Annotated in this window: 23 protein-coding genes and 1 other annotated feature; of the genes, 7 read left to right on the plus strand and 16 right to left on the minus strand. The window is 29.8% G+C overall.

Annotation, left to right across the window (positions count from 1 at the left end):
• Positions 1-17: 17 nt before the first annotated feature.
• The 6 genes from argB to ABGT36_RS10600 all read right to left on the minus strand — a co-directional run bounded on the left by argB (position 18) and on the right by ABGT36_RS10600 (position 7,098).
• Entirely contained in the window at positions 18-890 is an 873-nt protein-coding gene (gene argB / locus ABGT36_RS10575) for an acetylglutamate kinase (protein ID WP_087301267.1), read from the minus strand.
• A gap of 18 nt (positions 891-908) precedes the next feature.
• Positions 909-2,126 (minus strand): bifunctional glutamate N-acetyltransferase/amino-acid acetyltransferase ArgJ, encoded by a 1,218-nt coding sequence (gene argJ, locus ABGT36_RS10580; protein WP_346677887.1) that lies wholly within the window; start codon positions 2,124-2,126, stop codon positions 909-911.
• A gap of 11 nt (positions 2,127-2,137) precedes the next feature.
• On the minus strand, positions 2,138-3,175 hold the full coding sequence (gene argC / locus ABGT36_RS10585) for an N-acetyl-gamma-glutamyl-phosphate reductase (protein ID WP_087301271.1): 1,038 nt from the start codon (positions 3,173-3,175) through the stop codon (positions 2,138-2,140).
• A 48-nt stretch (positions 3,176-3,223) separates the two neighbouring features.
• Positions 3,224-3,436 (minus strand) — a binding site (T-box leader).
• Between the two features lie 62 nt (positions 3,437-3,498).
• Positions 3,499-5,109: a hypothetical protein gene (locus ABGT36_RS10590; RefSeq protein WP_346677889.1), complete on the minus strand. Its 1,611-nt coding sequence runs from the start codon at positions 5,107-5,109 to the stop codon at positions 3,499-3,501.
• Positions 5,102-5,815: an ABC transporter ATP-binding protein gene (locus ABGT36_RS10595; protein WP_087301274.1), complete on the minus strand. Its 714-nt coding sequence runs from the start codon at positions 5,813-5,815 to the stop codon at positions 5,102-5,104. The genes ABGT36_RS10590 and ABGT36_RS10595 overlap by 8 nt, the downstream gene beginning before the upstream one ends.
• A 131-nt stretch (positions 5,816-5,946) precedes the next feature.
• Entirely contained in the window at positions 5,947-7,098 is a 1,152-nt protein-coding gene (locus ABGT36_RS10600; protein WP_346677891.1) for an AI-2E family transporter, read from the minus strand.
• Positions 7,099-7,253: 155 nt separating this feature from the next.
• Here ABGT36_RS10600 and ABGT36_RS10605 point away from each other — a divergent pair, with 155 nt between their 5' ends.
• Together ABGT36_RS10605 and argH are read left to right on the plus strand one after the other, a co-directional pair.
• The gene (locus tag ABGT36_RS10605; RefSeq protein ID WP_087301278.1) at positions 7,254-8,465 is read left to right on the plus strand and encodes an argininosuccinate synthase; all 1,212 of its coding nucleotides are present in this window, start codon (positions 7,254-7,256) and stop codon (positions 8,463-8,465) included.
• Positions 8,466-8,502: 37 nt separating this feature from the next.
• A complete protein-coding gene (gene argH / locus ABGT36_RS10610) occupies positions 8,503-9,888 on the plus strand; it encodes an argininosuccinate lyase (RefSeq protein ID WP_346677894.1) in 1,386 nt (461 codons plus the stop codon).
• A gap of 20 nt (positions 9,889-9,908) precedes the next feature.
• Here argH and ABGT36_RS10615 read toward each other — a convergent pair whose 3' ends face one another.
• From ABGT36_RS10615 to ABGT36_RS10645, 7 genes are all read right to left on the minus strand, one after another.
• Positions 9,909-10,757, minus strand: coding sequence for a S66 peptidase family protein (locus tag ABGT36_RS10615; protein WP_346677896.1), 849 nt, complete (start codon positions 10,755-10,757; stop codon positions 9,909-9,911).
• A gap of 58 nt (positions 10,758-10,815) precedes the next feature.
• Positions 10,816-11,478, minus strand: a complete 663-nt coding sequence (locus ABGT36_RS10620; RefSeq protein ID WP_296883332.1) for a TrkA family potassium uptake protein — start codon at positions 11,476-11,478, stop codon at positions 10,816-10,818.
• A 14-nt stretch (positions 11,479-11,492) separates the two neighbouring features.
• Positions 11,493-12,140, minus strand: a complete 648-nt coding sequence (locus ABGT36_RS10625; protein ID WP_296883334.1) for a TrkA family potassium uptake protein — start codon at positions 12,138-12,140, stop codon at positions 11,493-11,495.
• A gap of 11 nt (positions 12,141-12,151) precedes the next feature.
• On the minus strand, positions 12,152-14,962 hold the full coding sequence (locus tag ABGT36_RS10630) for a cation-transporting P-type ATPase (protein WP_346677898.1): 2,811 nt from the start codon (positions 14,960-14,962) through the stop codon (positions 12,152-12,154).
• Positions 14,963-15,278: 316 nt separating this feature from the next.
• On the minus strand, positions 15,279-15,899 hold the full coding sequence (locus ABGT36_RS10635) for a LytTR family DNA-binding domain-containing protein (RefSeq protein WP_346677900.1): 621 nt from the start codon (positions 15,897-15,899) through the stop codon (positions 15,279-15,281).
• A complete protein-coding gene (locus ABGT36_RS10640) occupies positions 15,893-16,516 on the minus strand; it encodes a hypothetical protein (RefSeq protein WP_308698412.1) in 624 nt (207 codons plus the stop codon). Before ABGT36_RS10640 ends, ABGT36_RS10635 begins: the two co-directional genes overlap by 7 nt.
• Positions 16,517-16,624: 108 nt before the next feature.
• The gene (locus tag ABGT36_RS10645) at positions 16,625-17,398 is read right to left on the minus strand and encodes a MerR family transcriptional regulator (RefSeq protein WP_296883342.1); all 774 of its coding nucleotides are present in this window, start codon (positions 17,396-17,398) and stop codon (positions 16,625-16,627) included.
• 156 nt (positions 17,399-17,554) lie between these two features.
• Between ABGT36_RS10645 and vanR the strand changes: the two genes are divergently transcribed.
• The 4 genes from vanR (at position 17,555) to ABGT36_RS10665 (ending at position 20,768) form a co-directional block, all read left to right on the plus strand.
• Positions 17,555-18,247 carry a VanR-ABDEGLN family response regulator transcription factor gene (gene vanR / locus ABGT36_RS10650; protein ID WP_346677903.1) on the plus strand — a complete coding sequence of 231 codons (693 nt, stop codon included), beginning with the start codon at positions 17,555-17,557 and terminating at the stop codon, positions 18,245-18,247.
• Positions 18,240-19,337, plus strand: coding sequence for a cell wall metabolism sensor histidine kinase WalK (locus tag ABGT36_RS10655; RefSeq protein WP_296884008.1), 1,098 nt, complete (start codon positions 18,240-18,242; stop codon positions 19,335-19,337). The genes vanR and ABGT36_RS10655 overlap by 8 nt, the downstream gene beginning before the upstream one ends.
• An 88-nt stretch (positions 19,338-19,425) precedes the next feature.
• A complete protein-coding gene (locus tag ABGT36_RS10660) occupies positions 19,426-19,938 on the plus strand; it encodes a VanZ family protein (protein WP_087370664.1) in 513 nt (170 codons plus the stop codon).
• A 113-nt stretch (positions 19,939-20,051) separates the two neighbouring features.
• Positions 20,052-20,768: a C39 family peptidase gene (locus ABGT36_RS10665; RefSeq protein ID WP_346677906.1), complete on the plus strand. Its 717-nt coding sequence runs from the start codon at positions 20,052-20,054 to the stop codon at positions 20,766-20,768.
• 65 nt (positions 20,769-20,833) lie between these two features.
• On the opposite strand, the gene ABGT36_RS10670 is transcribed toward ABGT36_RS10665, so the two are convergent.
• Complete coding sequence (locus tag ABGT36_RS10670) at positions 20,834-21,658, minus strand: MurR/RpiR family transcriptional regulator (protein ID WP_239404202.1); 825 nt, start codon at positions 21,656-21,658, stop codon at positions 20,834-20,836.
• On the minus strand, positions 21,636-22,409 hold the full coding sequence (locus ABGT36_RS10675) for a metallophosphoesterase (RefSeq protein WP_087301303.1): 774 nt from the start codon (positions 22,407-22,409) through the stop codon (positions 21,636-21,638). Before ABGT36_RS10675 ends, ABGT36_RS10670 begins: the two co-directional genes overlap by 23 nt.
• A gap of 161 nt (positions 22,410-22,570) precedes the next feature.
• On the opposite strand from ABGT36_RS10675, the gene ABGT36_RS10680 reads away from it, so the two are divergent.
• Positions 22,571-23,194, plus strand: a complete 624-nt coding sequence (locus ABGT36_RS10680) for a hypothetical protein (RefSeq protein WP_087370661.1) — start codon at positions 22,571-22,573, stop codon at positions 23,192-23,194.
• A gap of 86 nt (positions 23,195-23,280) precedes the next feature.
• Here ABGT36_RS10680 and argF read toward each other — a convergent pair whose 3' ends face one another.
• Positions 23,281-24,267 carry an ornithine carbamoyltransferase gene (gene argF / locus ABGT36_RS10685; RefSeq protein ID WP_087301307.1) on the minus strand — a complete coding sequence of 329 codons (987 nt, stop codon included), beginning with the start codon at positions 24,265-24,267 and terminating at the stop codon, positions 23,281-23,283.
• Between the last annotated feature and the right edge of the window lie 11 nt (positions 24,268-24,278).

Genomic DNA, 24,278 nt, shown 5'->3' on the forward strand with positions numbered 1-24,278 from the left:
TGATGAAAATCACTTCGTTATTTTTTAATTTCTGTTCCAACACCATTAGTTGTAAAAATTTCTATCAATAAACTATGTTCAAGACGACCATCTAAAATATGAACCTTTTTTACGTCTTCTTGAACAGCATCTAGACAATTCTTCAACTTAGGAATCATTCCCCCAGTAATTACCCCTTGTTCAAACAATTCTTTAGCTGACTTAGTATCAATAACCGATATCAAAGTACTTGGATCATTTGGATCTTTTAAAACTCCTTCAATATCTGTCAAAAATACTAATTTACTTGCTTTCAAGCCGCGAGCAACAGCTGTCGCTACATCATCAGCATTAATATTATAAGCATTATATTTACTATCTAAACCTATAGTTGAAATTATTGGCGTATAATCTTTTTCTAATAATGTTTCAATTAAATTAATATCAACATTAATAATTTCACCAACATAACCTATATCTTCACCTTTAGGCAATGCTTTTTTTACTGTAATTAAATTACCATCTTTCCCTGACAAACCAACAGCATGTGTTCCAATTCGTTCCATATGCTGAACTAACCCTTTATTAATTTTGCCTGATAAAACCATTTCAGCAACTTCTAAAGTTTCTTTATCAGTAACCCGTAAACCATTTTTAAAATTACTTTTAATCCCTACTTTTGTTAACCATTTATTAATATCATTACCACCACCATGAACGATAACCGGTTTGATCCCTACTGATTTTAATACCGCAATATCTTTTAAAACACTATGTTTTATTACTTCATTAGTCATGGCACTGCCACCATATTTGATAACAACAATATTCCCATTAAATTTTTGAATATAACTTAAAGCATCAACCAATACTTGGGCTTTACTTTGTTCAATCGTTCTTGTTTGTACCATATATTTCCCCCTTATTAACTATGAGCGATAATCAGCATTGATTTTTACATAATCATATGTTAAATCACAACCCCATGCTGTCGCTTGATAATTTCCATTATGAATATCAATAATTGCTTTTACTTCACTGCTCGACAAGATTTTTGTTGCTAATTCTTCACTATAATCAGTTGCCATCCCCTTAGCTACTAATTGTAATGTTCCAAACTCACTAGCAATTTTTAAATCAACATTATATGGGTCAAATTGTTCCCCAGAATAACCCATTGCACATAGCAATCTTCCCCAATTGGCATCATTACCATAGATTGCTGTTTTAACTAATGGTGATGTACAAACGCTTTTAGCAATCACTTTAGCCTGATTAATACTATTAGCACCATGTACCTGTACTTCTAATAATTTAGTAGCCCCTTCTCCATCACCAGCAATTGCTTTAGCTAAAAATTCATTAACATAATATAAAGCCTCTTTAAATACTTGATAATCAGTATTTTCTTCATTAATTTCTGGATTATCAGCCAATCCATTAGCTAATAATAATACCGTATCATTAGTTGAAGTATCTCTATCAACTGAAATCATATTAAATGTATCAGGAATAATTTCTTTTAAAGCCTTATTTAATAAAGTTTTAGAGATATTACAATCAGTAGTAATAAAACCAAGCATTGTTGCCATATTGGGATGAATCATTCCTGAACCTTTACAGCAAGCCCCAATAGTTACTGTTTTACCACCTAATTCAATTTCCACAGCAAGATGTTTAGCTTTAGTATCTGTAGTTAAAATAGCTGTTGCTACATCCATCCCACCATCTTCTTTTAATAACGGTTTAACTTGTTCAACCCCATTTTTAATAACTTCCATTGGTAATTGTTTACCAATTACTCCTGTCGAACAAATTAATACTTCTTCTTTATTAATTGAAAAATTATCAGCTACTATTTTAGCAAACTCTTCATTATTTTCGATTCCTTCTTGACCAGTACAAGCATTAGCAACCCCACTATTGATTGCAATTACTCGAGCATGGTCATAATTTTCAACGATCATTTTATCCCATAATACTGGTGCCGCTTTAACAACGTTTTGAGTAAATGTCCCCACAGCTTTAGCAGCTACAGTACTATAGATTAAAGCTAAATCTTTCTTTTCTTTCTTTATACCAACATGTTCACCAACACCAAGAAACCCTTTTGGTGAAGTAACAGTTCCTGTCTCAATTATTTTCATTTCTATTCCCCCTATAAAATTGCTGGTGCTAACATTAAACCTTCTTTTTCATCAAGACCAAACATAATATTCATATTTTGAATAGCCTGCCCAGCAGCGCCTTTAACTAAATTATCCATAGCGCCCATCATAATAACGCGATTAGTACGTGGGTCAATTTGATAATTTACATCAACAAAATTGCTTGCCTTAACACTTCTTACTTCAGGAACAACTCCTGGTTTTAATACCCTAACAAAATATTCATCATCATAACATTGATAAGCTTTTTCAACATCTTCTTTACTAACACCTGGTTTCAATTTAGCATAAGCTGTTACTAAAATGCCACGATTCATCGGTACTAAATGTGGTGTAAAATTCAATAAAACAGTTTTATTAGCTACATAGCCTAGCTGTTCTTCAATTTCTGGTGTATGGCGATGTGTTGTTACCCCATAAGCTTTGATACTTTCATTAACTTCACAATATAAATTAGCAACTTTAGCAGATCTACCAGCACCGCTAACTCCGCTTTTAGCATCAATTATCAACGTATCTGTTTCAATTAAATTTGCTTTTACAAGTGGATATATTGATAAAATTGAACAAGTTGGATAACATCCTGGATTAGCAATTAAACGAGCTGCTTTTATTTTTTCACGATTAATCTCACATAATCCATAAACAGCCTCATCAATAAATTGTGGTGAAGCATGCTTAATTCCATACCAGGCTTCATATGTTGCAACATCTTTGATACGATAATCAGCACTCAAGTCAATCACCTTGACTTTATTCAAGACATTTTCATTAACTGTTTTAGCACATACCCCTTGTGGTGTTGCAAAAAATACAACATCAACATCATCTAAATAATCTTCAATATTTTCATCAACACATTTTTGATCTAATAATTTAAAATAACTTGAATAAACAGAACTATACTCTTGATCAGTGTATGTCCTTGATGAAACCCATTTAATCTCAACGTCTTTATGTGTTAATAAAAATCGTACTAGTTCACAACCACCATATCCAGTTGCCCCTACTATACCTACTCTAATCATTTTGTTAGTCCCCCATTTCTTTAATATAAATAAAAAACGTCTCTTGAACCAAGAGACGAAATTAACCGCGTTACCACTCTAATTATCATAAGTTGACCTTATGACCACTTTCATCGATAAGGGCGATAACCCGAAAGTGATACTATTATTTCCCACTTTCCTCTCGTAAATGCGCTTTATCTTAACTAGATTACTAACCTTCCACCAACGCTAGCTCGCTAAAACCATCATTAAGACTACTCTTTTAGTCATCGAGTTTGACTAATATTATAATACGGAAAATGATTTTGTCAAACAAATTTTAACATTTCTTATTTACAAGCTTAAAATTTAGCGAATTGTTTAGCACCCCAGGTATTCAATAAATAATAGCCAAAGATATCCAAAACAATTAGAATTACTGCAATTAAATACGTATAATTAATAGCACTAATAAACTCATTAAATAATAGAATATAACCACCGGCAACCAAGACAACAAAAGCCATTGTTCCAAGCATTGCAATCATTACAGCCATACTTTGTTTAACAACAATTGTCTCATTTACCCAATCAAATTTTGGTTTCCATAAATTTATCAATAAACCAAAAATCGCTTCAAAAATGATAAAGATCACTGGTACCAAAATCACTATTAATGCATCAACAATATCAAGCGAAAAAACATATATACCCGCTAAAGAGAAGATAATTGCTGGTGGTATACAAAGTACGATATGCAATAACAATTTACTATCTAATATTTCTTTAGTTTTAAGTGGTAATGATTTAATGATCCATAATCGATTTCCCTCTAAGGAAATCAAGCTAGCACTAATATAGTTAAAAGAACTAACCCCTATAATTACTAAACACAAACCAGCAACGAGCCACTCATTTAATGTTCCTTGCAATAAAGGAGATATTGATTGAACAATAATTTTTACATCATTGCTTTTTACAATTAAAGCCCCAGCTAGAAAAATTGTAAAAGCAATTCCAATAGCTGAATTCATCATTACCATTGGATTAGAGGTAAAATGTCTTAACTCTCGCATAAATAATGATTTTTTCAAACCATTAGTTTTAATATCTGTTTGTTTTAATTTTCCTTTTTTTACTCCTGATTTTGAAGTCGTTAATTTAATAAAATTTAATGACAATAAATAAATCACAAGTACAAACGGTATTAAAGCCGTTAATAAATAGACAATCAGACTAAATAAATTCATATCACTAATAGCTTTAGCTAAGTGATAAATTGGATATAATTTACTTTCTACAATTTCACCGATCGTTTCACCATTTATTATTAAAGAAGCTAGATATTCAGGCATTTTATTTACTAAATAAAAATACGCTACCAATACTCCTAATGATAAAACCATCGTAATAAAAGTTTTACTAGGTATCTTCTTTAAAATCATTGTTATTAACCAGCCAAAAACACAACTTAATGCTAAAACAAATAATGGCAAAGTTACAAAAACAATTATAAAAATAAGCATTTGCAAACCATTAAAAGGCTGATGTAAATAATAAACAATAATTGCCGGTAAAGCAATTAAAGCTTCATAAACATAATTCAAAAGTAAAACTACTAAAATTCTACTTAATAAAATATCTCTTGTTTTAATTGGCATCGATAATAACAAATCATTATCTTTAGCCCCATATATTTCCTGTTGAGTATAAAAAATACTCCCCAAAAAACAAAACAAAATAACAACCAAAGCCATTAATCCAAAATACAACCACTCATAACCACTTGCAATAAATGGTTCGATTATTAAATCAAAAAAATATCCAAAAACAGCTACCAGGACAATTCCTAAATAGATAAAAAGCAACGAAAATAAAATCATCTTTCCAATACTAATTTTTTTCTTTTTACTTCCCATCATTGACTTTAAAAACAAGCCTTGAAAACGAATTTTCACTAATGTTTTAAGCATGGTCATCCTCCAACTCTAAAAATACTTCTTCTAACGAATCATCACCAATGACTTCTTGAGTATTTCCAGAAACAATTAATTTTCCCTTTTTTATGATTGCAATTTGATCACATAGTTTTTCAGCAACTTCCAATACATGGGTTGAAAAAAAGATCGCGCCACCTGCTTGACACAAATCATGCATCAATTCTTTTAACAAATGAGAAGCTTTAGGATCAAGACCAACAAACGGTTCATCCATAATAATCAATTTAGGATCATGAATCAATGCTGAAATAACTGCTAATTTTTGTTTCATCCCATGTGAATAAGCACTAATAGGTTCTTTTAATGAATCAGCAATTTCAAACATCTCACTATATTTTTTTATTCTTTCTTGACGATCTTGCTGGCTAACACCATAAACATCCGCAATAAAATTTAAATACTTAATCCCTGTTAAATACTCATATAAATCAGGATTATCAGGAATATAAGCCATGATTTTTTTACATTCAAGCGGCTGGTTTTTTATTGATTTACCATCAATAAAAATATCACCCTGATCAAATTGTAGTATTCCGGCAATTGCTTTTAATGTTGTAGTTTTCCCAGCCCCATTATGACCAATGAAACCATATATTTGCCCCTTTTTTATATGCAGTGATAAATTATCAACTGCTTTTTTACTACCAAAAGTCTTACTTAAATTTTCAATTTTTAACATATAAGTCCCCCTCAAATTATCAAATCTAAAAATCTATTTAGATTATTTTCTAAATAGATTATAGCACATTAAAATATCATTTAGAACACCCCAATATATACTTTAATAGAATCTTAATAAAAATGAGGTTATCATTCGATAACCTCTACATTCTCCTTAACTTTCAGTCGCTTCTCTCTATTTTTTACTTGTATTTTAACTAAAGAATAAATTACAGATACTATTGGTACTCCTAATAAAACTCCGGTAATCCCCCATAAACTACCACCAACCGTTACTGCAAATAAAACCCAAATTGAAGGTAAGCCAATTGTAGACCCAACTACTCGTGGATAAATCAAATCACCTTCTAATTGTTGTAAAACAACTAGGAAAATAATAAAGATAAAAGCTTGCATATAATCAACCGTAAAGATCATAAATGCTCCAATTGCCCCACCAATAAAAGCACCGATAATTGGAATAAAGGCTGTAATTCCTACTAAAGAACCCACCATTGGAGCATATGGCAATCCTAAAATAATCATTCCAATTGTACATAGCGCTCCTAAGATAAAAGCTTCTACTGTTTGTCCAATAATAAAATTAGAAAAAGTAGTTCTAGAAAGTCGTGCTACTTCAAATATATTATTAGCTACTTTGCTTGGTAGATAAGCATTAATTAATCTTTTAGTCTGATCCTTTAATGTTTCTTTAGACATTAAGATATATATTGCAAAAACTAGTCCTAAAACAAAATTTACAATCCCATTTACGATAACAGCTAATATATCAATGGTCGAATCAAGCACACCACTAAATTCTGTTTTAGCAAATTTTGATAACTCATTTCCTAGACTTTCAACATCTATTTGATTAATCAGATTTTCTAGTTGTGGTAAATAGATGCTATGACTATCCGTCCAGTTTTGTAAATTATCAATTACTTCCGGTAAAGAAAGAGCAATCACTTTAATAGCGCTAACAAGTTCTGGAATAATTAAAATAATGATAATGGCTACTACTCCGACAACCAGAGCAATTGAACCAAGAATACTTAAAACCCGCTTAAGGATTTTAAGCTTAGGATTTACAATAACTTTTGATAATTGTTTTTCAATTCTTATCATTAAAACATTTAAAACAAAAGCAATCATGCACCCAATAATAAATGGCATTAAAACTGATAGTAATTTACTTAACAAAGATAATACTATTTGATAATGATTCAAAATCCAATATGCAATAATGGCAATTATGACAAGTTTTAATGTTTTCTTATAATCTATTTCTATTTTATTCATAAAGCCCTCCCGATTTTTAGATAATTTTATTTTATCATTATTACTATAATATGAACAGTTAATAAAATGGTTATTATTACGATAAAGCATTGCAATTTTAAACACTTTAGTTTATTATAATGATAATTTAATGTTACTTTAAGGGGGAATTTTAGATGAAAGAAAAAGTTATTCTTGCTTACTCTGGCGGATTAGACACAACTGCAATTATTCCTTGGTTAAAAGAAAATTATGACTATGAAGTAATCTGCTGTTGTATCGACGTTGGACAAGGCGATGAATTAGACGGCCTTGAAGAACGAGCAAAAGCTTGTGGCGCAACTAAATTATATGTAAAACATGTAGTTGATGAATATGTTAAAGACTATATTATGCCTACTGTTCAAGCTGATGCTGTCTTCGAATATAAATACTTATTAGGAACTGCTACTGCAAGACCTTTAATTGCTAAAGTATTAGTAGATGTAGCTAGACAAGAAGGGGCTACTGCAATTTGTCATGGGGCTACTGGTAAAGGAAATGACCAGATTCGTTTTGAACTTGGTATCAAAGCCTTAGCACCTGATTTAAAAATCATTGCTGCTTGGCGTGATCCAAAATGGACAATGGATTCTAGAGAATCTGAAATTGAATATTGTAAAGAACATGGTATTGATTTACCATTCTCAGCTGATTCAAGTTATTCACGTGATCGTAATATTTGGCATATTTCTCATGAAGGATTAGAACTTGAAAATCCTGAAAATACACCAAATTATGACCATTTATTAGTTTTATCTAATTCACCAGAAAAAGCACCTGATGAAGCAGAACATGTCGTACTTGAATGGGAAAAAGGGGTCCCAGTTAAAATTAACGGTAAAGCTAAATCACTAACTGCTATTTTAGAAGAATTAAATGAATTAGGTGGAAAACATGGAATTGGTATTGTAGATATCGTTGAAAACCGTGTTGTTGGTATGAAATCTCGTGGTGTTTATGAAACTCCAGGGGGAACTATTTTAATGGAAGCTCATCGCCAATTAGAAGAATTAGTTCTTGATCGTGAAACTTTAAAATATAAACGCTTGGTATCTGTAGAGTTTGCAGAATTAGTTTATGGTGCTAAATGGTTTTCACCACTTAGAGAAGCTTTAACTGCTTTTGTTGATAAAACTCAAGAAGTTGTTAGCGGAACAACTAAATTTAGATTATATAAAGGTAATATTATTAAAGAAGGTACTACTTCACCATATTCATTATATGATGAAGATATCGCAAGCTTTGCTACTGGTGATTTATATGATCATCATGATGCTGAAGGATTCATTACTTTATATGGACTTTCAACTAAAGTTAGAGCAATGAAATTAAATAATAAAAAATAAAAAGGGCTAATGCCCTTTTATTATAAGGAGGAAATTTATGAATCTATGGGGTGGACGTTTTACTAAACCTACCAATCAATTAGTCTATGACTTTAATGCATCAATCAGTTTTGATCAAACATTCTATCGTCAAGATATTCAAGGTAGTATCGCTCATGTTAAGATGCTTGCCAAACAAGGGATTTTAACTAAAGAAGAAGGTCAACAAATTGAAACAGCATTACAACAGATTTTAGCTGATATTGAAAATGGCACATTAAAAATCGACAATACTCAAGAAGATATTCACAGTTTTGTAGAATCAACTTTAATTGATCGTATTGGTGATACTGGTAAAAAATTACATACTGGTCGTAGTCGTAACGACCAGGTGGCTTTGGATATGCGTTTATATACCCGCGATCAAATTTTGATGTTAAATACTTTAATTCATGATTTATTAATTACTATTAATGACATCATGAAAGAACATATCGATACAATAATGCCTGGCTTTACTCATTTACAAAAAGCCCAGCCAATTACTTTAGCTCATCATATGGGCGCATATTTTGAAATGTTTAAACGTGATAGCAGTCGTTTAGAAGATATATATAAACGCATGAATGTCTGTCCATTAGGATCTGGAGCCTTAGCAGGAACAACTTATCCTCTAGATCGCGAATATACTGCTGAATTATTAGGATTTGACGGTCCATGTTTAAATAGTATTGATGGCGTAAGTGATCGTGATTATTTAATCGAATTATTAAGTGCCATAGCGACAATGATGATGCACATGTCAAGAATTAGTGAAGAAATAATTATCTGGAATACTAATGAATATCAATTTGTTGAACTAGATGATACTTTTTCAACTGGATCTTCAATCATGCCACAGAAAAAAAATCCTGATATTGCTGAATTAATCAGAGGAAAAACTGGACGTGTTTATGGTGCTTTAACTAGCTTACTTACAACAATGAAGGGTCTACCACTTGCATATAATAAAGATATGCAAGAAGATAAAGAGTTATTTTTCGACGCCCTAACAACTACTAAAGGATGTTTACAATTATTAAATGATATGTTAAAAACAACTACATTTAATAAAACAAAAATGCGTAAATCAGCTACTGGTGGTTTCACTAATGCTACTGATGCCGCTGATTATTTAGTTAATAAAGGCGTTCCATTTAGAGATGCTCATGGTATTATTGGTAAATTAGTTTTATATGCCATTGAACAAAATAAAGATTTAGATGATTTAACTATTGATGAATTTAAAGCTATTTGCGATGTATTTGATGAAGATATTTATGAAGCAATAAGCGTTGAAACTTGTGTTAATAAACGAAATACAATCGGTGCCCCAGGAATTGAGGCTATGAAAAAAGTAATTGCTTTAAATGAACAATTTTTAGCTGAATTTGCAAGCAAATAGGTCAAGAAATATTTCTTGACCTATTTTTTTAATCGATATTCTTTACCAATAATTAAACACTTTGAATTTCGACTATGTCCAATATCATCCGTTTTAGCAATCGCTAGATTTTTATCATCAATAATTCTAGTTGCTAAAGCTACAATATCGGGATATTCATTATTTCTTTCCATCTCTGTAAAGGTTCCTAATAACAATCCTGAAATTTTTTGAAAAACTCCCATTTGTTTTAGCTGGGTTAAATAAGTAGTCATTAACGCAACATCTCCACTATAACTTTCTAAAAATAAAATTCGATTAGAAAAATCCGGTAAATACTTAGTTCCAGCCAGCTTTAAAAAACAGCGAATATTACCACCAATTACAACTCCTGACATCTGGGTCTGCTGAATAAAACGATATGAAAAATCATATAAATCATTTTGATTTAAAAATACACTATTATTAAAATCATCATATTGCTGTTTTAAAAGAATATTTCTAATTTGATACAAATATTCACATTGACCAGTTTGATGATATAAAGCATTAATAACAGTTGTTAAATCACTATAACCCCAGAATGGTTTCGGGTTTCTTTTAATCAAATCATAGTCAAGTAAATCCAGTATTTCATTTGCAATATTTCCCCCAGAAACATCAAATATCGCTTTGATTTCATTATCATTATAACTATCCATAAGCACTTTAGCACGATTTTTAGCATCAGTGGCAAACACTGATTCTTGCCGGTAAAGATATGGACTTAACACCGGTATTAATCCAGCTTTTTTTAAAATCATATATAAGTTTTCAATCTGCTTGCTTTGGCTATCTAAAAGGCCATTAGAACAGGTAATTATACTTATTTTATCACCTTGTTGTAACATTTTATCCACCTGCCTTGAACCTTTATTATAGCATAAAAACTAATTTTTTAAGATTATATTAACTAGTAAAAATTTGATTCAATTTTTCAATTGCCTGATCATCACCAAAAGCTAAAATATTCTGTCCCGCTTCAATTACTGTATCACCATGAGGAATTAATAATTCATCTTCTTGATAGATAGCGATCAATAAAGCGTTATTAGGCATATCAAGTTGAGATACTGTTTTTCCAACATAACTAGAATGATAATCTACTCGAATACGTACAATTGAATAATCACCTTTTGATAATTTTAATAAAGTCATTAAAGATTGATAATTCATTTCATCAGCAATCATATGACCAATAATATCTGCTTGATTAATCTTAGTATCAATTCCCATTCCTGAGTTAAATAACCAGACATTTTTAGGATTATTAACACGTCCAATTACTCGTGGTACATCGTATTCAAATTTAGAAACCATTGCTGCTGTTAAATTTATTTCATCAAGACCAGTAACACAGACCAAAGCATCACATTCTCTAATACCAGCTTTTTCTAAAACATCAACATCGGTACCATCACCAATAACTAGTAATTCTTCTGGTAGATTATAGTTTTTAAAATTTTCAATTGATTTAGGACGATTTTCAATTACTTTAACATCATGATTTTCATATAGCAAACCAGCAATATAAGTTCCTACCTGGCCACCACCTATAATAATTACTCTCATATTATCCTCCATAATTATAAAATAACTTGTTTAAATTCATTAATTGATTCTTCTAATACAGTAAAATAGACAACATCATTTTCCATAATTTTAGTATCTTTTAAAGGAATCATAGTTGTTCCATAGCGTTCAATAGCAATTACTTCAAATTCGCCATGACTAGTAATTTCTAAAACTGTTTTACCAATCATTGATAAACCAGCTTTGATTTTTACAACTCTAATTTCACTATCATCACCGATTTTTTTAATTACCTGCAAACGACTAGTATCAATATAATCCATAATTCTTTCAACGCCTAATCCTGTTACTGAAATAATGTGGATTCCCATTGATCTAAAAATTCGAGCTTTTTTATTATCATACATACGGGCAATTACATTAGGAACATGATAAATATTATGAGCAATATGACTTACTACTGCATTTACTGCATCACTGCTTGAACAGCTAACTAAAGTATCTGCTGTTTTAATACCCGCTTTTTCTAAAATATCTTTGTCATAACCAATACCTAAAATAGTTTTCCCAGTAAAGTTATCATCTAAATTATTAAACGTTTCCTGACGGTTATCAATAATAACAACATCATGATTTAATCCATTTAAATATTTCGCTAAACGGGTTCCAAAATTCCCACAGCCAACAATTATTATTTTCATATTCTTCTCCTTTATTTTTTTCTTTTTCTCACAATTTTCTTTCTTAATTCTTCAATTCCAAATAGAATAAATGGAATTGGGATTAAATATAACCATTCATAAATTCCTAGTGGTGCTGTACCAAAAACACCATTAAAAAAAGGCACATAAACAATTAATAGTAAAATTACTATTTCAGCTACAAAACCAAGATTTATATAATGGTTAGAAAAAATACCCCGCTTTAAAACTGACTCTGTTTCAGTACGATTGTTTAAAGCCATTGCAATTTGTCCAAAAACAACACCTGCTAACATCATTGTCGTTGCTTTTTGATAAACGAAAGTTCCTTCAGGAGCCAATGAAATATTTGGCCAGCCATATAAGTAATTGACTAAGAAATAACCACCTAAAGCAAATACAGTAAGCAATAATCCATACCAAAGAAATCCTCTAATAATTACTGATTTATTTAATAACCGCTCATCTAATGAACGTGGTGGCTGATTCATGATATTATCTTCACCATGCTCTGCACCTAGTCCTAAAGCAGGAACCATGTCAGTACCAATATCAATCGTTAAAATCTGCATGATCGTTAATGGTAAAGGAACTAAACCACCAGAAAATAGATATAACGCAGGAGCAGCAGCTTCTGGCGTGTTACTATCGAAAATATAACGTAAGAATTTTCTAATATTATTATATACCGTCCGTCCTTCTTTAATAGCACTAACAATTGAAGCAAAGTTATCATCTGTTAAAATCATATCAGCTGCTTCTTTAGCTACATCTGTACCAGAAATACCCATTGCAACACCAATATCAGCTTTCTTTAATGCTGGTGAATCGTTAACTCCATCACCAGTTACCGCAACAATATTTCCTAATTCCTGTAAGGCACAAACAATTCGATATTTTTGATCTGGAGCCATACGTGCAAATACAACTTCACCTTTTAATACTTCTTTTAACTGGTCATCATCCATTTTTGCAAGTTCAACACCAGAAATAATTTTAGCATCTTCACTTTGAATAATCCCAATTTTACGAGCAATACTTTCTGCTGTTAATCCATAGTCACCAGTTATCATAATAATCTTGATTCCAGCACTACGGCATAACGCAACTGCTTCTTTAACCTCTTTGCGAGGTGGATCTTGCATCGCAACTAACCCAAGAAATGTTAAATCACGTTCAATATTTTCTGGGGTATATTCCCTAATTGCACTTGGCAAACTTGGATCATTGTGTGATAAAGATCGATAGGCAACCGCTAATACCCTTAAACCTTGTTTAGCGTATAAATCATTAGCTGCCATAATTTTTTGACGATCATCTTCACTTATTTGATTAGCTTTACCACCACTATAATATTTATTACAAAGTTCCATCACTTCTTTTGGAGACCCTTTAATAAAAGCAATACGGTTACTTCCTTCAAATGGTTCCTTTAATTGATGAATTGTTGTCATTCTCTTACGATTTGACTCAAATGGCAACTCTAAAATTCGAGGATACTCTTGATTTAACTTTTTATAGTCAATGCCACCTTTTTTAGCGACAACACCCAAACATGCTTCTGTAGGATCACCTAAAACAGTATAACGAGCATTAGCACTGTTTTTACTTGGTGGTACCAACTTAGCATTTGAACATAATGCAGCTCCACTTAATAATAATCTTAAAGTGTTACTTTTATTAACTGTGATGATATTATCACCATCATGAATATTACCTTCACTACTATATCCTTCACCACTAACATCTAATTTGCTTTCAAACGTCCATAAATGATTAACCGTCATTTCATTTTGAGTTAAAGTACCGGTCTTATCTGAACAAATCACATTGGTACAACCTAAAGTTTCTACTGCTGATAATTTTTTAACTAAAGCATTTTCTTTAGCCATTCTTTGAACTGAAAGTGCTAGTGATAAAGTTACCGCTGGTAAAAGACCCTCAGGAATAAAAGCTACGACCATTCCTAAAGCAAAAATAAATGATTCCATGATTGGATCTTGGATAATGAAAACAGCAATCAACATAAATGCAATCCCAACACTTAAAGCAATTGCAGCAATCTGTTTAGTTAAAATATTAAGTTCTTTTTGTAATGGGGATAATGTCTTTTTAGTATTTTGTGTTAAATCGGCAATCTTACCAAATTCAGTTGCCATACCAGTTTTAACTACAACACAATGACAAGTTCCTGAAGAAACAGTCGTTCCTGTAAAAATCATATTTGCAGCTTCAAGATAACTAGTTTCTTCTTTTAAAGCTTCATAATTTTTTCGAATCGGATTACTTTCACCGGTTAAAGTTGATTGGTCAACTTTAAAATCACTACAACGTAAAATTCTAGCGTCACCACTAATCCGATCCCCTTCTTCTAAAATCATAATATCGCCAGGGACAATATCCTCCGCTAATATTTTTACCTCTTGATTATTTCTAACTACCCTTGCATATGAAGGCATCATTTTTTGCAAAGCACCAGTAGCCTTTTCTGCTTTAAATTCTTGGAAAAATGAAAAAAAGCCGTTTATTAAATTGACACAGAAAATAGATATCCCAAGTTCAACACTACCAGATATAATTGCAATGATTCCACCACACCATAAAAGCAGTGCCATCAAACTTGTAAAGTTCGATATAAACTTTTTAAATAATGAATCCTGCTTTTTCTTGGTGATTACATTTTTACCATATTTTTCTAATCGTTGACTTACTTGAATATCTGACAATCCTTCCATACTAGTTTCCATTGACTTGTATGCTTCGACCGGTGTCATGTAAATAATTTGGCTTTCAACTAATTCGTCTTTTTTATTTAAAACCATATAAAACTCTCCTAATTACTATAATAACTAAATAAATATTTAAAAATTTCTAACTTAAATTACCACTAAATAAAATTCTTCCCCCTTTCAAGGTCTGTCAAAGATAAAAGATTTAACATAAATTCTTTTACTAATAGTAATTTACCTGTAACTTTAAATACCGTTATTTAAGTAATCTTACATTGAATAAATAAAGCAATCGCTTTATGACAGACTCCACCACTTATTCAACGAACCATATCTTAGCACGCAAGATATTAAGAATGTATAAAGATTGAAACTTTAATATTAAAAAAGTACTAACATTTTGTTAGCACTAAAGATCTTTAATTACTTGTTGAAATTTCTTTCCAACAGGAATAGTTATCCCATTTTCTAATTTCAATTCACGATTATTTTTTTGTTTTAAATAATGCTTATTAACTAAATATGACTTATGAACCTGAATAAAACCATATGGTTTTAACTTTTCTAACGTTGTAGAGAGCTTTTCTCTTACTCGCACATTAGCACTTTTACTATGAATAATTAAATAATGAGCAAAAGATTCAATATATACAATATTATCAATTTTCATTCTTACCGTTTGATAGCTTGATTTAAAATCAATATATGACTCTAATCCTTGCTTAAAATATTCTAACTGACCTCTAATAAAATCAATATCTTCTTGCAAATGATCCTTACGAATAAATGCTAGCGGTTTATACTCTAATAATTCAAACATATACTTACCATCACTAACCATAAAAACAAGTCCCTGATAATTAGCTAAATTAGAAATTCCATCAATATTATCATCTATTTCTTTTATTATAATACAATTATTATCTACCATTTCTTCATCGATAAACTCAACAGTTTCTAAACTATTTTTAAGTAATGATTTCAACATTTCATTACTTTCCTTTTGACAAACTAACAATACCTTTAACACTTTTTCAAATCCTCAATTTCTTTAATATGCAAATAGAAACTGTTTTTATCATTTAAAACACTTCTTAAATTAAATTTATCAACAATTATTACCCCATTTTCCTCTAATAATGAAAATGCCTGTTCAAATCTTCCTTTTTTCATATCATCAATACCTGCTGGTAAAACAGAAAACAAACTACCATCTTTTAATAAAAATGTCATTTTTAACTGATAACCAGCTTGTCCATAAAGCATCGTAAAACGTACATAAGATAATTGTACACTATAAATTTCACTAGTTTTTATTTCCAAATTACACAAATCAGGTTTTTTCATTATTATCATAATAGCTCGATACCACTTTTGTAAATAACTACCAGCTCGATAATGACATACCTTTTCATTAGAAAACTCTAAATACTCATTTGCTCCAAAAAGTGGAGTTACTAATAACACAACTACTATAAAAATAATCAATGATACTAACAAATTAACTCTAGAATCACTAATAAAATAACGTCCAACCAAATTATAAAATCCAACAGCTCCCATCAAGCCAAATATGCTCCATTCTACATATCCCGCTAAAATAGTTTTGATTCCAATCCTTTCACCAATAATAACTTTTTCTTTCATCCTAAATCCCTCCTTACACCTTCATTATATTCATTAAAAAACTAAAGAAAATGACTTAGGCATAAACGGCGATTTTGATGACATCAACGTTATAAAAAATTAAATACATTAATTTTCATCATCTTTTTTAAACCTAGAAAAAAGAGAATCGGTATTTCTTGGATTATCTAAATGATATTTTTTAGCCCACTTTTTAAAATGAATATCTAAATACTTATTTAACGCTACTGCATCTTTATTTTGATAAAGAGTTACTAAATCTAATGGATCATTTATTTTTAAATTATTCTTTTTAAAATATTTGAATAACATAACTATACTATCATTATTCAATATTTGAAATGAATAGGTATCATAACTAGTACGAATATCAATATCAACATAATAATTTAAATAAACCCGAATAATATCTAACGGTCTTAATTCACTACACATTGATAAATCAATTTCTTTTATTTCATCAATCATGATCTTTATACCGTTATAATCGATACTACGTTGATTACAAAATAATGTTTCTTTATCAACCCAATTAGTAATTGATTGATTATTAAAACTAACTTTAACCCGATTTCTTTTTATATAATCATTGATCTTTTGATCAATATTATCTAATTCTATTTTATTATGTTCAATAAATTCTTTTTTCTTTTCTAAAGCCTCTCTAATTGAAAGTTTATTATCCAATATTAACTTTATTTCATCAATTGATATCTCCATTTCTCGTAACAGCTTAATTAACTTTAAAATTTCAATATTATTTTGACTATAATTACGATAATTATTATCATCCCTTGCTACTGTAATCAATCCCTCTTTTTCATAATACAATAAAGTCTGTTTAGGAATTCCTACCATTAATTCTACATCATGTGCTTTCATAATATTCATCTCCTTTAACCATATTTAACACTATATAGTAACTATATCGTCAATAGTTTTTCATGTTATTTTTTTATTTCTTACAATTTTCTTAAATATTTTTTAATTATTTGTATTTTTTAGTAAATTAAGCTAAGATGAAATCGAGGTGGTATTATGGCTTATAATATTTTAGTTGTTGATGATGAACAGTCTATTGCTGACTTAATTGAATTATATTTACAAAACGAAGGTTATCAGGTGTATAAATATTATCATGGTAAAAAGGCATTAGATAGTTTAGATAAAAATCACTACGATTTAGCTATTCTTGATGTGATGATGCCTGATTTAGATGGGTTTAGTTTATTAAAAGAAATACGACAAAAATATTTTTTCCCAGTTATTATGTTAACGGCTAAGAGTAATGATATGGATAAAATCAACGGTTTAACATTAGGTGCTGATGACTATCTAACTAAACCATTTAATCCATTAGAATTAGTTGCCCGTATCAAAACTCAAATTCGTCGTTATACGCGCTATAATACAAATGATATATCTACTAATCAGCAAATATATGATTTTAATGGGTTGATGATCAATAATGATACTCATAAATGTACTCTTTATGATCAACCGTTAAATTTAACACCAATTGAATTTTCCATTTTATGGTATTTATGTTCAAAACGTGGCACTGTAGTAAGTTCTGAAGAGTTATTTGAAGCTGTTTGGCAAGAGAAATATTTAGATAACAATAATACTGTAATGGCTCATGTTGCAAGACTACGCGAAAAAATGCACGAGAATGCACGTAAACCAAAGTTTGTAAAAACTGTATGGGGTGTTGGATACACAATTGAATAATTCTCATTTTAAACAAAGTTTAACTGCTAGTCTAATCAAAAAAATAGCTATTACTGTAAGTATTACATCCATCGCTTTTATTATTTTATTATTATATTCTTATGAAGTATATCACTTATATATTTGGCAGGAATATGATTTAGTCTATCAATTAGCTCAAGTAATTAAAGATAATTTAGTCACTATTTTTATTACTATGATTGCTGTTGATGCCATCATTATCTTTTCATTTCGTTATCGTGAATCAATGCAATATATCGAAAAAATGCTTGAAGCTGGTAAAATATTAGTTGCTGATAATGATACTATGATCAAACTACCATATGAATTAAAAGAAATTGAAGATCAAATGAATCAAATCAAGCGTGAATCTTTACAAAACAAACACGCTATTAAACAAGCTGAACAACAAAAAAATGATTTGTTATTATATTTAGCCCATGATTTAAAAACACCACTAACATCAATCATTGGTTATCTTAACTTATTAGTTAATCAACCAGAGTTATCAGCTAAAGAACGAGCTGATTATACTAAAATTGCTTATGATAAAGCAATTCGCTTAGAAGAATTAATTGAAGAATTCTTTTCAATCGCTAAATATAATCTTAGTGATACAGTAATTGAAACAGAAACCGTTAATTTATCAATTATGTTGGCACAGATTTCATATGAATTTATGCCTTTATATCAAGAAAAAAATTTGAATTGCCTTACTCAAATTACTGAAAATTTAAAAGTCCAAATTGATATTAATCAATTTGAACGAGTTTTTGATAATCTAATTCGAAATGCCATAAATTATAGCATTGAAAATTCTGATATTATAATCGGTGCTAGACAGGAAAATGATGATATCATCATCACTGTTTCCAATGCAATTGATAAAAATAAAACCTATAACATTGACCACATTTTCGAACCATTTGTACGGCTTGATGAGTCTCGTAATAGTAAAACTGGTGGTTCTGGACTAGGTTTAGCAATAACAAAAAAAATTGTTGAATTACATCATGGTACTATAAGCGCTGCTATTGATGATGGTAGAATTACTTTTACTATCAAATTGCCTACTGTAAGATTTTTGTAAGAATTTCTTTAGAGAATAAAAAAACATTAACTATTCGACTTTGATATTATAATCATGTCGAATAGTTTTTTTGTTAGGAGGGAATAATTTGGAAAATAAAAAGAATAAACTATATCAAATACTTATATTTCTATGTTCAATCCTTTATCTAGCTTTATTGATAAAAATTATAATTTTAAAAAACGGAGCTATTTATCATAATAATATTAATTTGCAATTATTTTCTTTTCTTCGTGAATACCAGCATTTAGGATTGACATTTAATTTAATTGTTAATGTTATAGGTAACATTGTTCTATTTATCCCTTTAAGTATTATTCTAAAATATTATTTTAGTTTTTTAAGTAATGGGCATATTATTTTTATTGGAACATGTACTAGTTTATCGTTTGAACTAATCCAGTTAGCAACTAGATGGGGTATTTTTGATATCAATGATATTATTTTAAATGCTATTGGCTGTATCATCGGTATCTTGATTTATATAGTAATTAAAAAATTAAAAAGTTCTAATTTGGTTACAACTTTATTTTTATCTAGTTTTACTACAATGAGTATCTTATCTGTTTACACGTATTATCCACGTTTTATCATGATGTAAAGGAGCTTTATTATGACAGAGAAAACAAATTATAAAAATATCTTACTAATTATTTTAGCTTTGGGGGCAATCATCATTTATTCAATTATCACAAAATATTTCTCAATGAGTCTATGATCAAAAAAATTCCAGCGTTTATTGGGTTTATCGCTATATTATTGATTGGCTATTTATTTCTTCAAATAATCCCACCACTACTTTATCAAGATAATAACGATATAACTCAAACAACTGATTGTCCCCAATACATAATAGATTTTGTCGCTAAAAATCCACAAGCTAGCGAATTAAAAGATAACTATACTACCAAACAGAATGATGAACCTATCGAACTGGCAAGTCCTGATGGAATTCCTTTATATATCCAATGGGATTCACGCTGGGCTTTTAACAAATATGGTGATGAAATAATCGGTACTGCCGGATGTGGACCTACTTGTCTAGCTATGGTTAGTGTTGGTTTGACTGGCAACATCGAATATAATCCCCGTTATATTGCTAACTATGCACAAAATAATAATTATCTTGAAGGCAGTAAGACATCATGGTCTTTAATGCAGGAAGGTTGTCGTGATTTTGGTTTAAAAGCAACTCCAGTTACTTTAAATAAAGCTGCTATGATCAACGAACTTAATCAGGGACACCCAATTATTTGTAGTGTTCGTCCTGGAGATTTTACCGATACTGGTCATTTTATCGTTATTACTAAAGTTAAAGATAATAATTTTATCGTCAATGATCCAAATAGTCGTGAAAACAGCCAGCGACAATGGAGTTATGAACGATTATCATGGCAAATCAAAGCTATGTGGTCTTATTCTTTATTATAAAAAATACAGCATGTAATACATATCTTATCTACTTGACAAGGTATGTATTAATGCTGTATTTTAGTTTACTTTCCTTTTGCTTCAGTTCCATATTTTAAATGATATAATGCTTCCAATACTTCAAAAATATAAGTTATTGAAAACTTCCCAATCAATGAATGATGATCAGTGCCTACTTTTAAGATCATATCCACTTTATCACTATAGACAAAATCATCTAATTGCGAAATAACAATTTTATAGGCTGGACTTTTAGAAATAACTCTCATAACATCCGGATGATCAATCATAAATCCTCCGGCAATACTAGAAACAATAATAACATCGTTTTCATCTAAGCTTTCAATTATTACAACCTGCTGTTCTAATGGATACATTCCGCTACATTCTTTTCCTAAATATGATAATTCAATTTGCAGCTGCATTGATACTGATTGGGTAAAAAAATTACCAGCGAAACACACATTATTAGCTTCATGAATTTTATCAACAATAAAATCTAAGTCATCATATGAAACACTATCATATGTTTTTTGTAGATTATCTAAAATATTATCAAAATGAGCTTTAAAAACTTCTTTCCCTTTATGTAAATATTCCCTTTTTGGTAACTGATGATCAAACTGCAATCTTAAAGTATCACGATTAAAATAATTTAAATTCATCGTAACATCCATTTTAAAATCTGCAAAAGACTCATAATTCAATTTTCGACATAACCTGGATATCGTAGCAGTTGAAACAAAACATAAATCCGCAACATCTGTAATTGTACATTCAGGTATTAAATAAATATTTTGTAAGATCTTTCTAGCTGCATTAGCATAAACATCATTTACATTAGTTGTATTTATAAAATTAATTAAATTATAAAAAGCTCCCCTCATCATTCGCTCCCTCCTTTTTAATAACTGTAATTTTACCATCATTTAAACATAAACAATTTAACTGGCCATAAATACTGCCACAAGCCAATCCACCATCAATTCCGATTTTATTTTGATTAACTGTATCAAACCAGATATTAAAACTACGATCTTCATTTAATAAAACTGTCGGTGTATGACCAAAAATATATACTTTAGTTAAATCACCACGAGCATAATAGAAATCATTTCTAATCCATAATAAATCTTGAACCCGTTGTTTTTCTAGAGGATAACGTGGATTAATTCCGGCATGTACTAAAATAAATCTTTTTTTATTTACCGTTATTTCTAAATAATTTGGTAAATTGACTAAATATTCATAAAGCTGTTTTAAAAAAGCATCTCTAACTACTCGATAATCATCGTGGGTCAACTTATCTTTTTGTAAATAACTACGAATACTTTGCATTGTCGTATTACCGCCATTTGCCATCCATATTTTTAAAGCTTTACTAGGATAATCGAAATCATTATAATAAATACCATAATACAAAGCTTCTTGCATCATGTATTCATGGTTTCCTTTTAATAAAATTATATTATCATGTTTTTGAATATAAAATATAAGTTTTAATGTATCTGGCCCACGATCACAAATATCACCGATTATATATAATAAATCATCTTGATTAAAGTTAATTTTTTCTAATAATTTAATAAATAAATCATAATATCCATGGATATCACTTACTACATAGATTCTTTTTGACATTTTCTCACCTAACTATAATTGATATTTAAAATTATACAACTAATTATAGTAACTGTCATTGGTTTTAGTTTATGGTTTTTAATGAAAGCGGTTTCTATTTTGGAAAAAATCACATTTTTTCTTAATTTTTGTTTATACTTATTTTTAAAGGAGGGGTTAATATGGTTGATGAATTTTACTCAGATATCAATTTAGAATTGTTTTTTCAATGGATAGTTGGTAATCAAAATAAATATGATCAGAAAATGGAATGTTTTACTACTGATATTGATGATCGTGGTAAAAAAATTAATTTCATTTACCATAACATTAAAGGTGCCATTGTCATTTGGACTAGCGGAATTGTTGAAGAACAAATAGTCGATGAAGATGAAAATATGTTATTTTATCTCCATTATCAACTAGTAAATCTCTCACAAGGACAAAAATTATTTTATGATTTCTATGAAGCCTTAACAAAACATCAAAAACAATTTCCAGTAAAAATTGTTCTTTGTTGTTCTGGTGGTCTATCATCAACATTCTTTGCAACTAAACTTGCTGAATTAATCTCCTTGAAACATCTAAATTATGAAATCATTCCGATTGGTTTCTATCAGTTAGACAGCAGTTATTTAGACTGTGATGCCTTATATCTAGCACCACAGATTTCATTTTTAGAACCTAAAGCAATGAATATTGTCAAAAATAAAGTTCCTGTCCGCACTATTTCAGCTAGTATCTATGCAACGTATAATTATCGTGGTTTATTAGATATGATTACAAAAGAAGACTTCTCTAAATAATAATTGACTCCTCTAAAAAAGCGGAACGAAATAAACCTCCATTATTTGTATGTACAAATAACAGGGTTCATTTCAATGTCCCGCTTTTATTTTCCTAAAGTTGCTACCATAACTGCTTTAATAGTATGCATCCGGTTTTCAGCTTCATCAAATACTACCGAATTTTCACTTCTAAAGACTTCGTCTTCAACTTCACGAATATCGATACCTTGTTCATATTTTTCTTTAGCTAATGTTGTTTCAAAATCATGGAAAGATGGTAAACAATGCATAAATAAAGTATTAGGATTACCTGTCTTAGCCATCATTTCTCTAGTTACTTTATATGGTGTTAGCATTTTAACTCGTTTTGGATATAATTCTTCAGGTTCCCCCATTGATACCCAAATATCTGTATAAATAACATCAGCATCTTTAACAGCCTCATCGACATTATCACTAACTGTAAAAGATCCACCTGATTTTTTAGCTTCATTTTGACAATATGCCACTACTTCAGGATCCATTTCTAATTCTTTTGGACCTAATGCCACAAAATGCATTCCCATTTTAGCAGCACCATACATTAATCCATAACATACATTATTACGAATATCACCAGTAAAAACAAATTTTACTTCATTTAATGGTTTGTCTAAATGTTCTTCGATTGTTAAAAAGTCAGCTAATGTCTGTGTTGGATGATCAACATCAGTTAAACCATTCCATACTGGAATCTTTGAATGTTTAGCTAAAGCTTCAACAGTACTTTGCTCAAAACCTCTAAATTCAATTCCATCATACATTCTTCCTAATACTTTAGCTGTATCTTCAATTGATTCTTTTTTCCCCATTTGTGAATTACTTAAAAATGTTACATTAGCTCCTTCATCATGACCAGCTACTTCAAAGGCACATCTTGTTCTAGTTGATGTTTTTTCAAACAATAAAACAATATTTTTTCCTTTTAAACGATCCCCTAAACGTCCTTCTTTTTTTTCTTTTTTTAGCTGATGAGCTAAGTCTAGTAAATATCTAATTTCTTCTTTACTATAATCTTTTAAGGTTAAAAAACTTCTTCCGTGTAAATTCACTTTAAAACCTC

It is taken from the genome of Erysipelatoclostridium sp. An173, from assembly GCF_963931465.1.
Lineage (GTDB): Bacteria > Bacillota_I > Bacilli_A > Erysipelotrichales > Coprobacillaceae > Thomasclavelia > Thomasclavelia merdavium.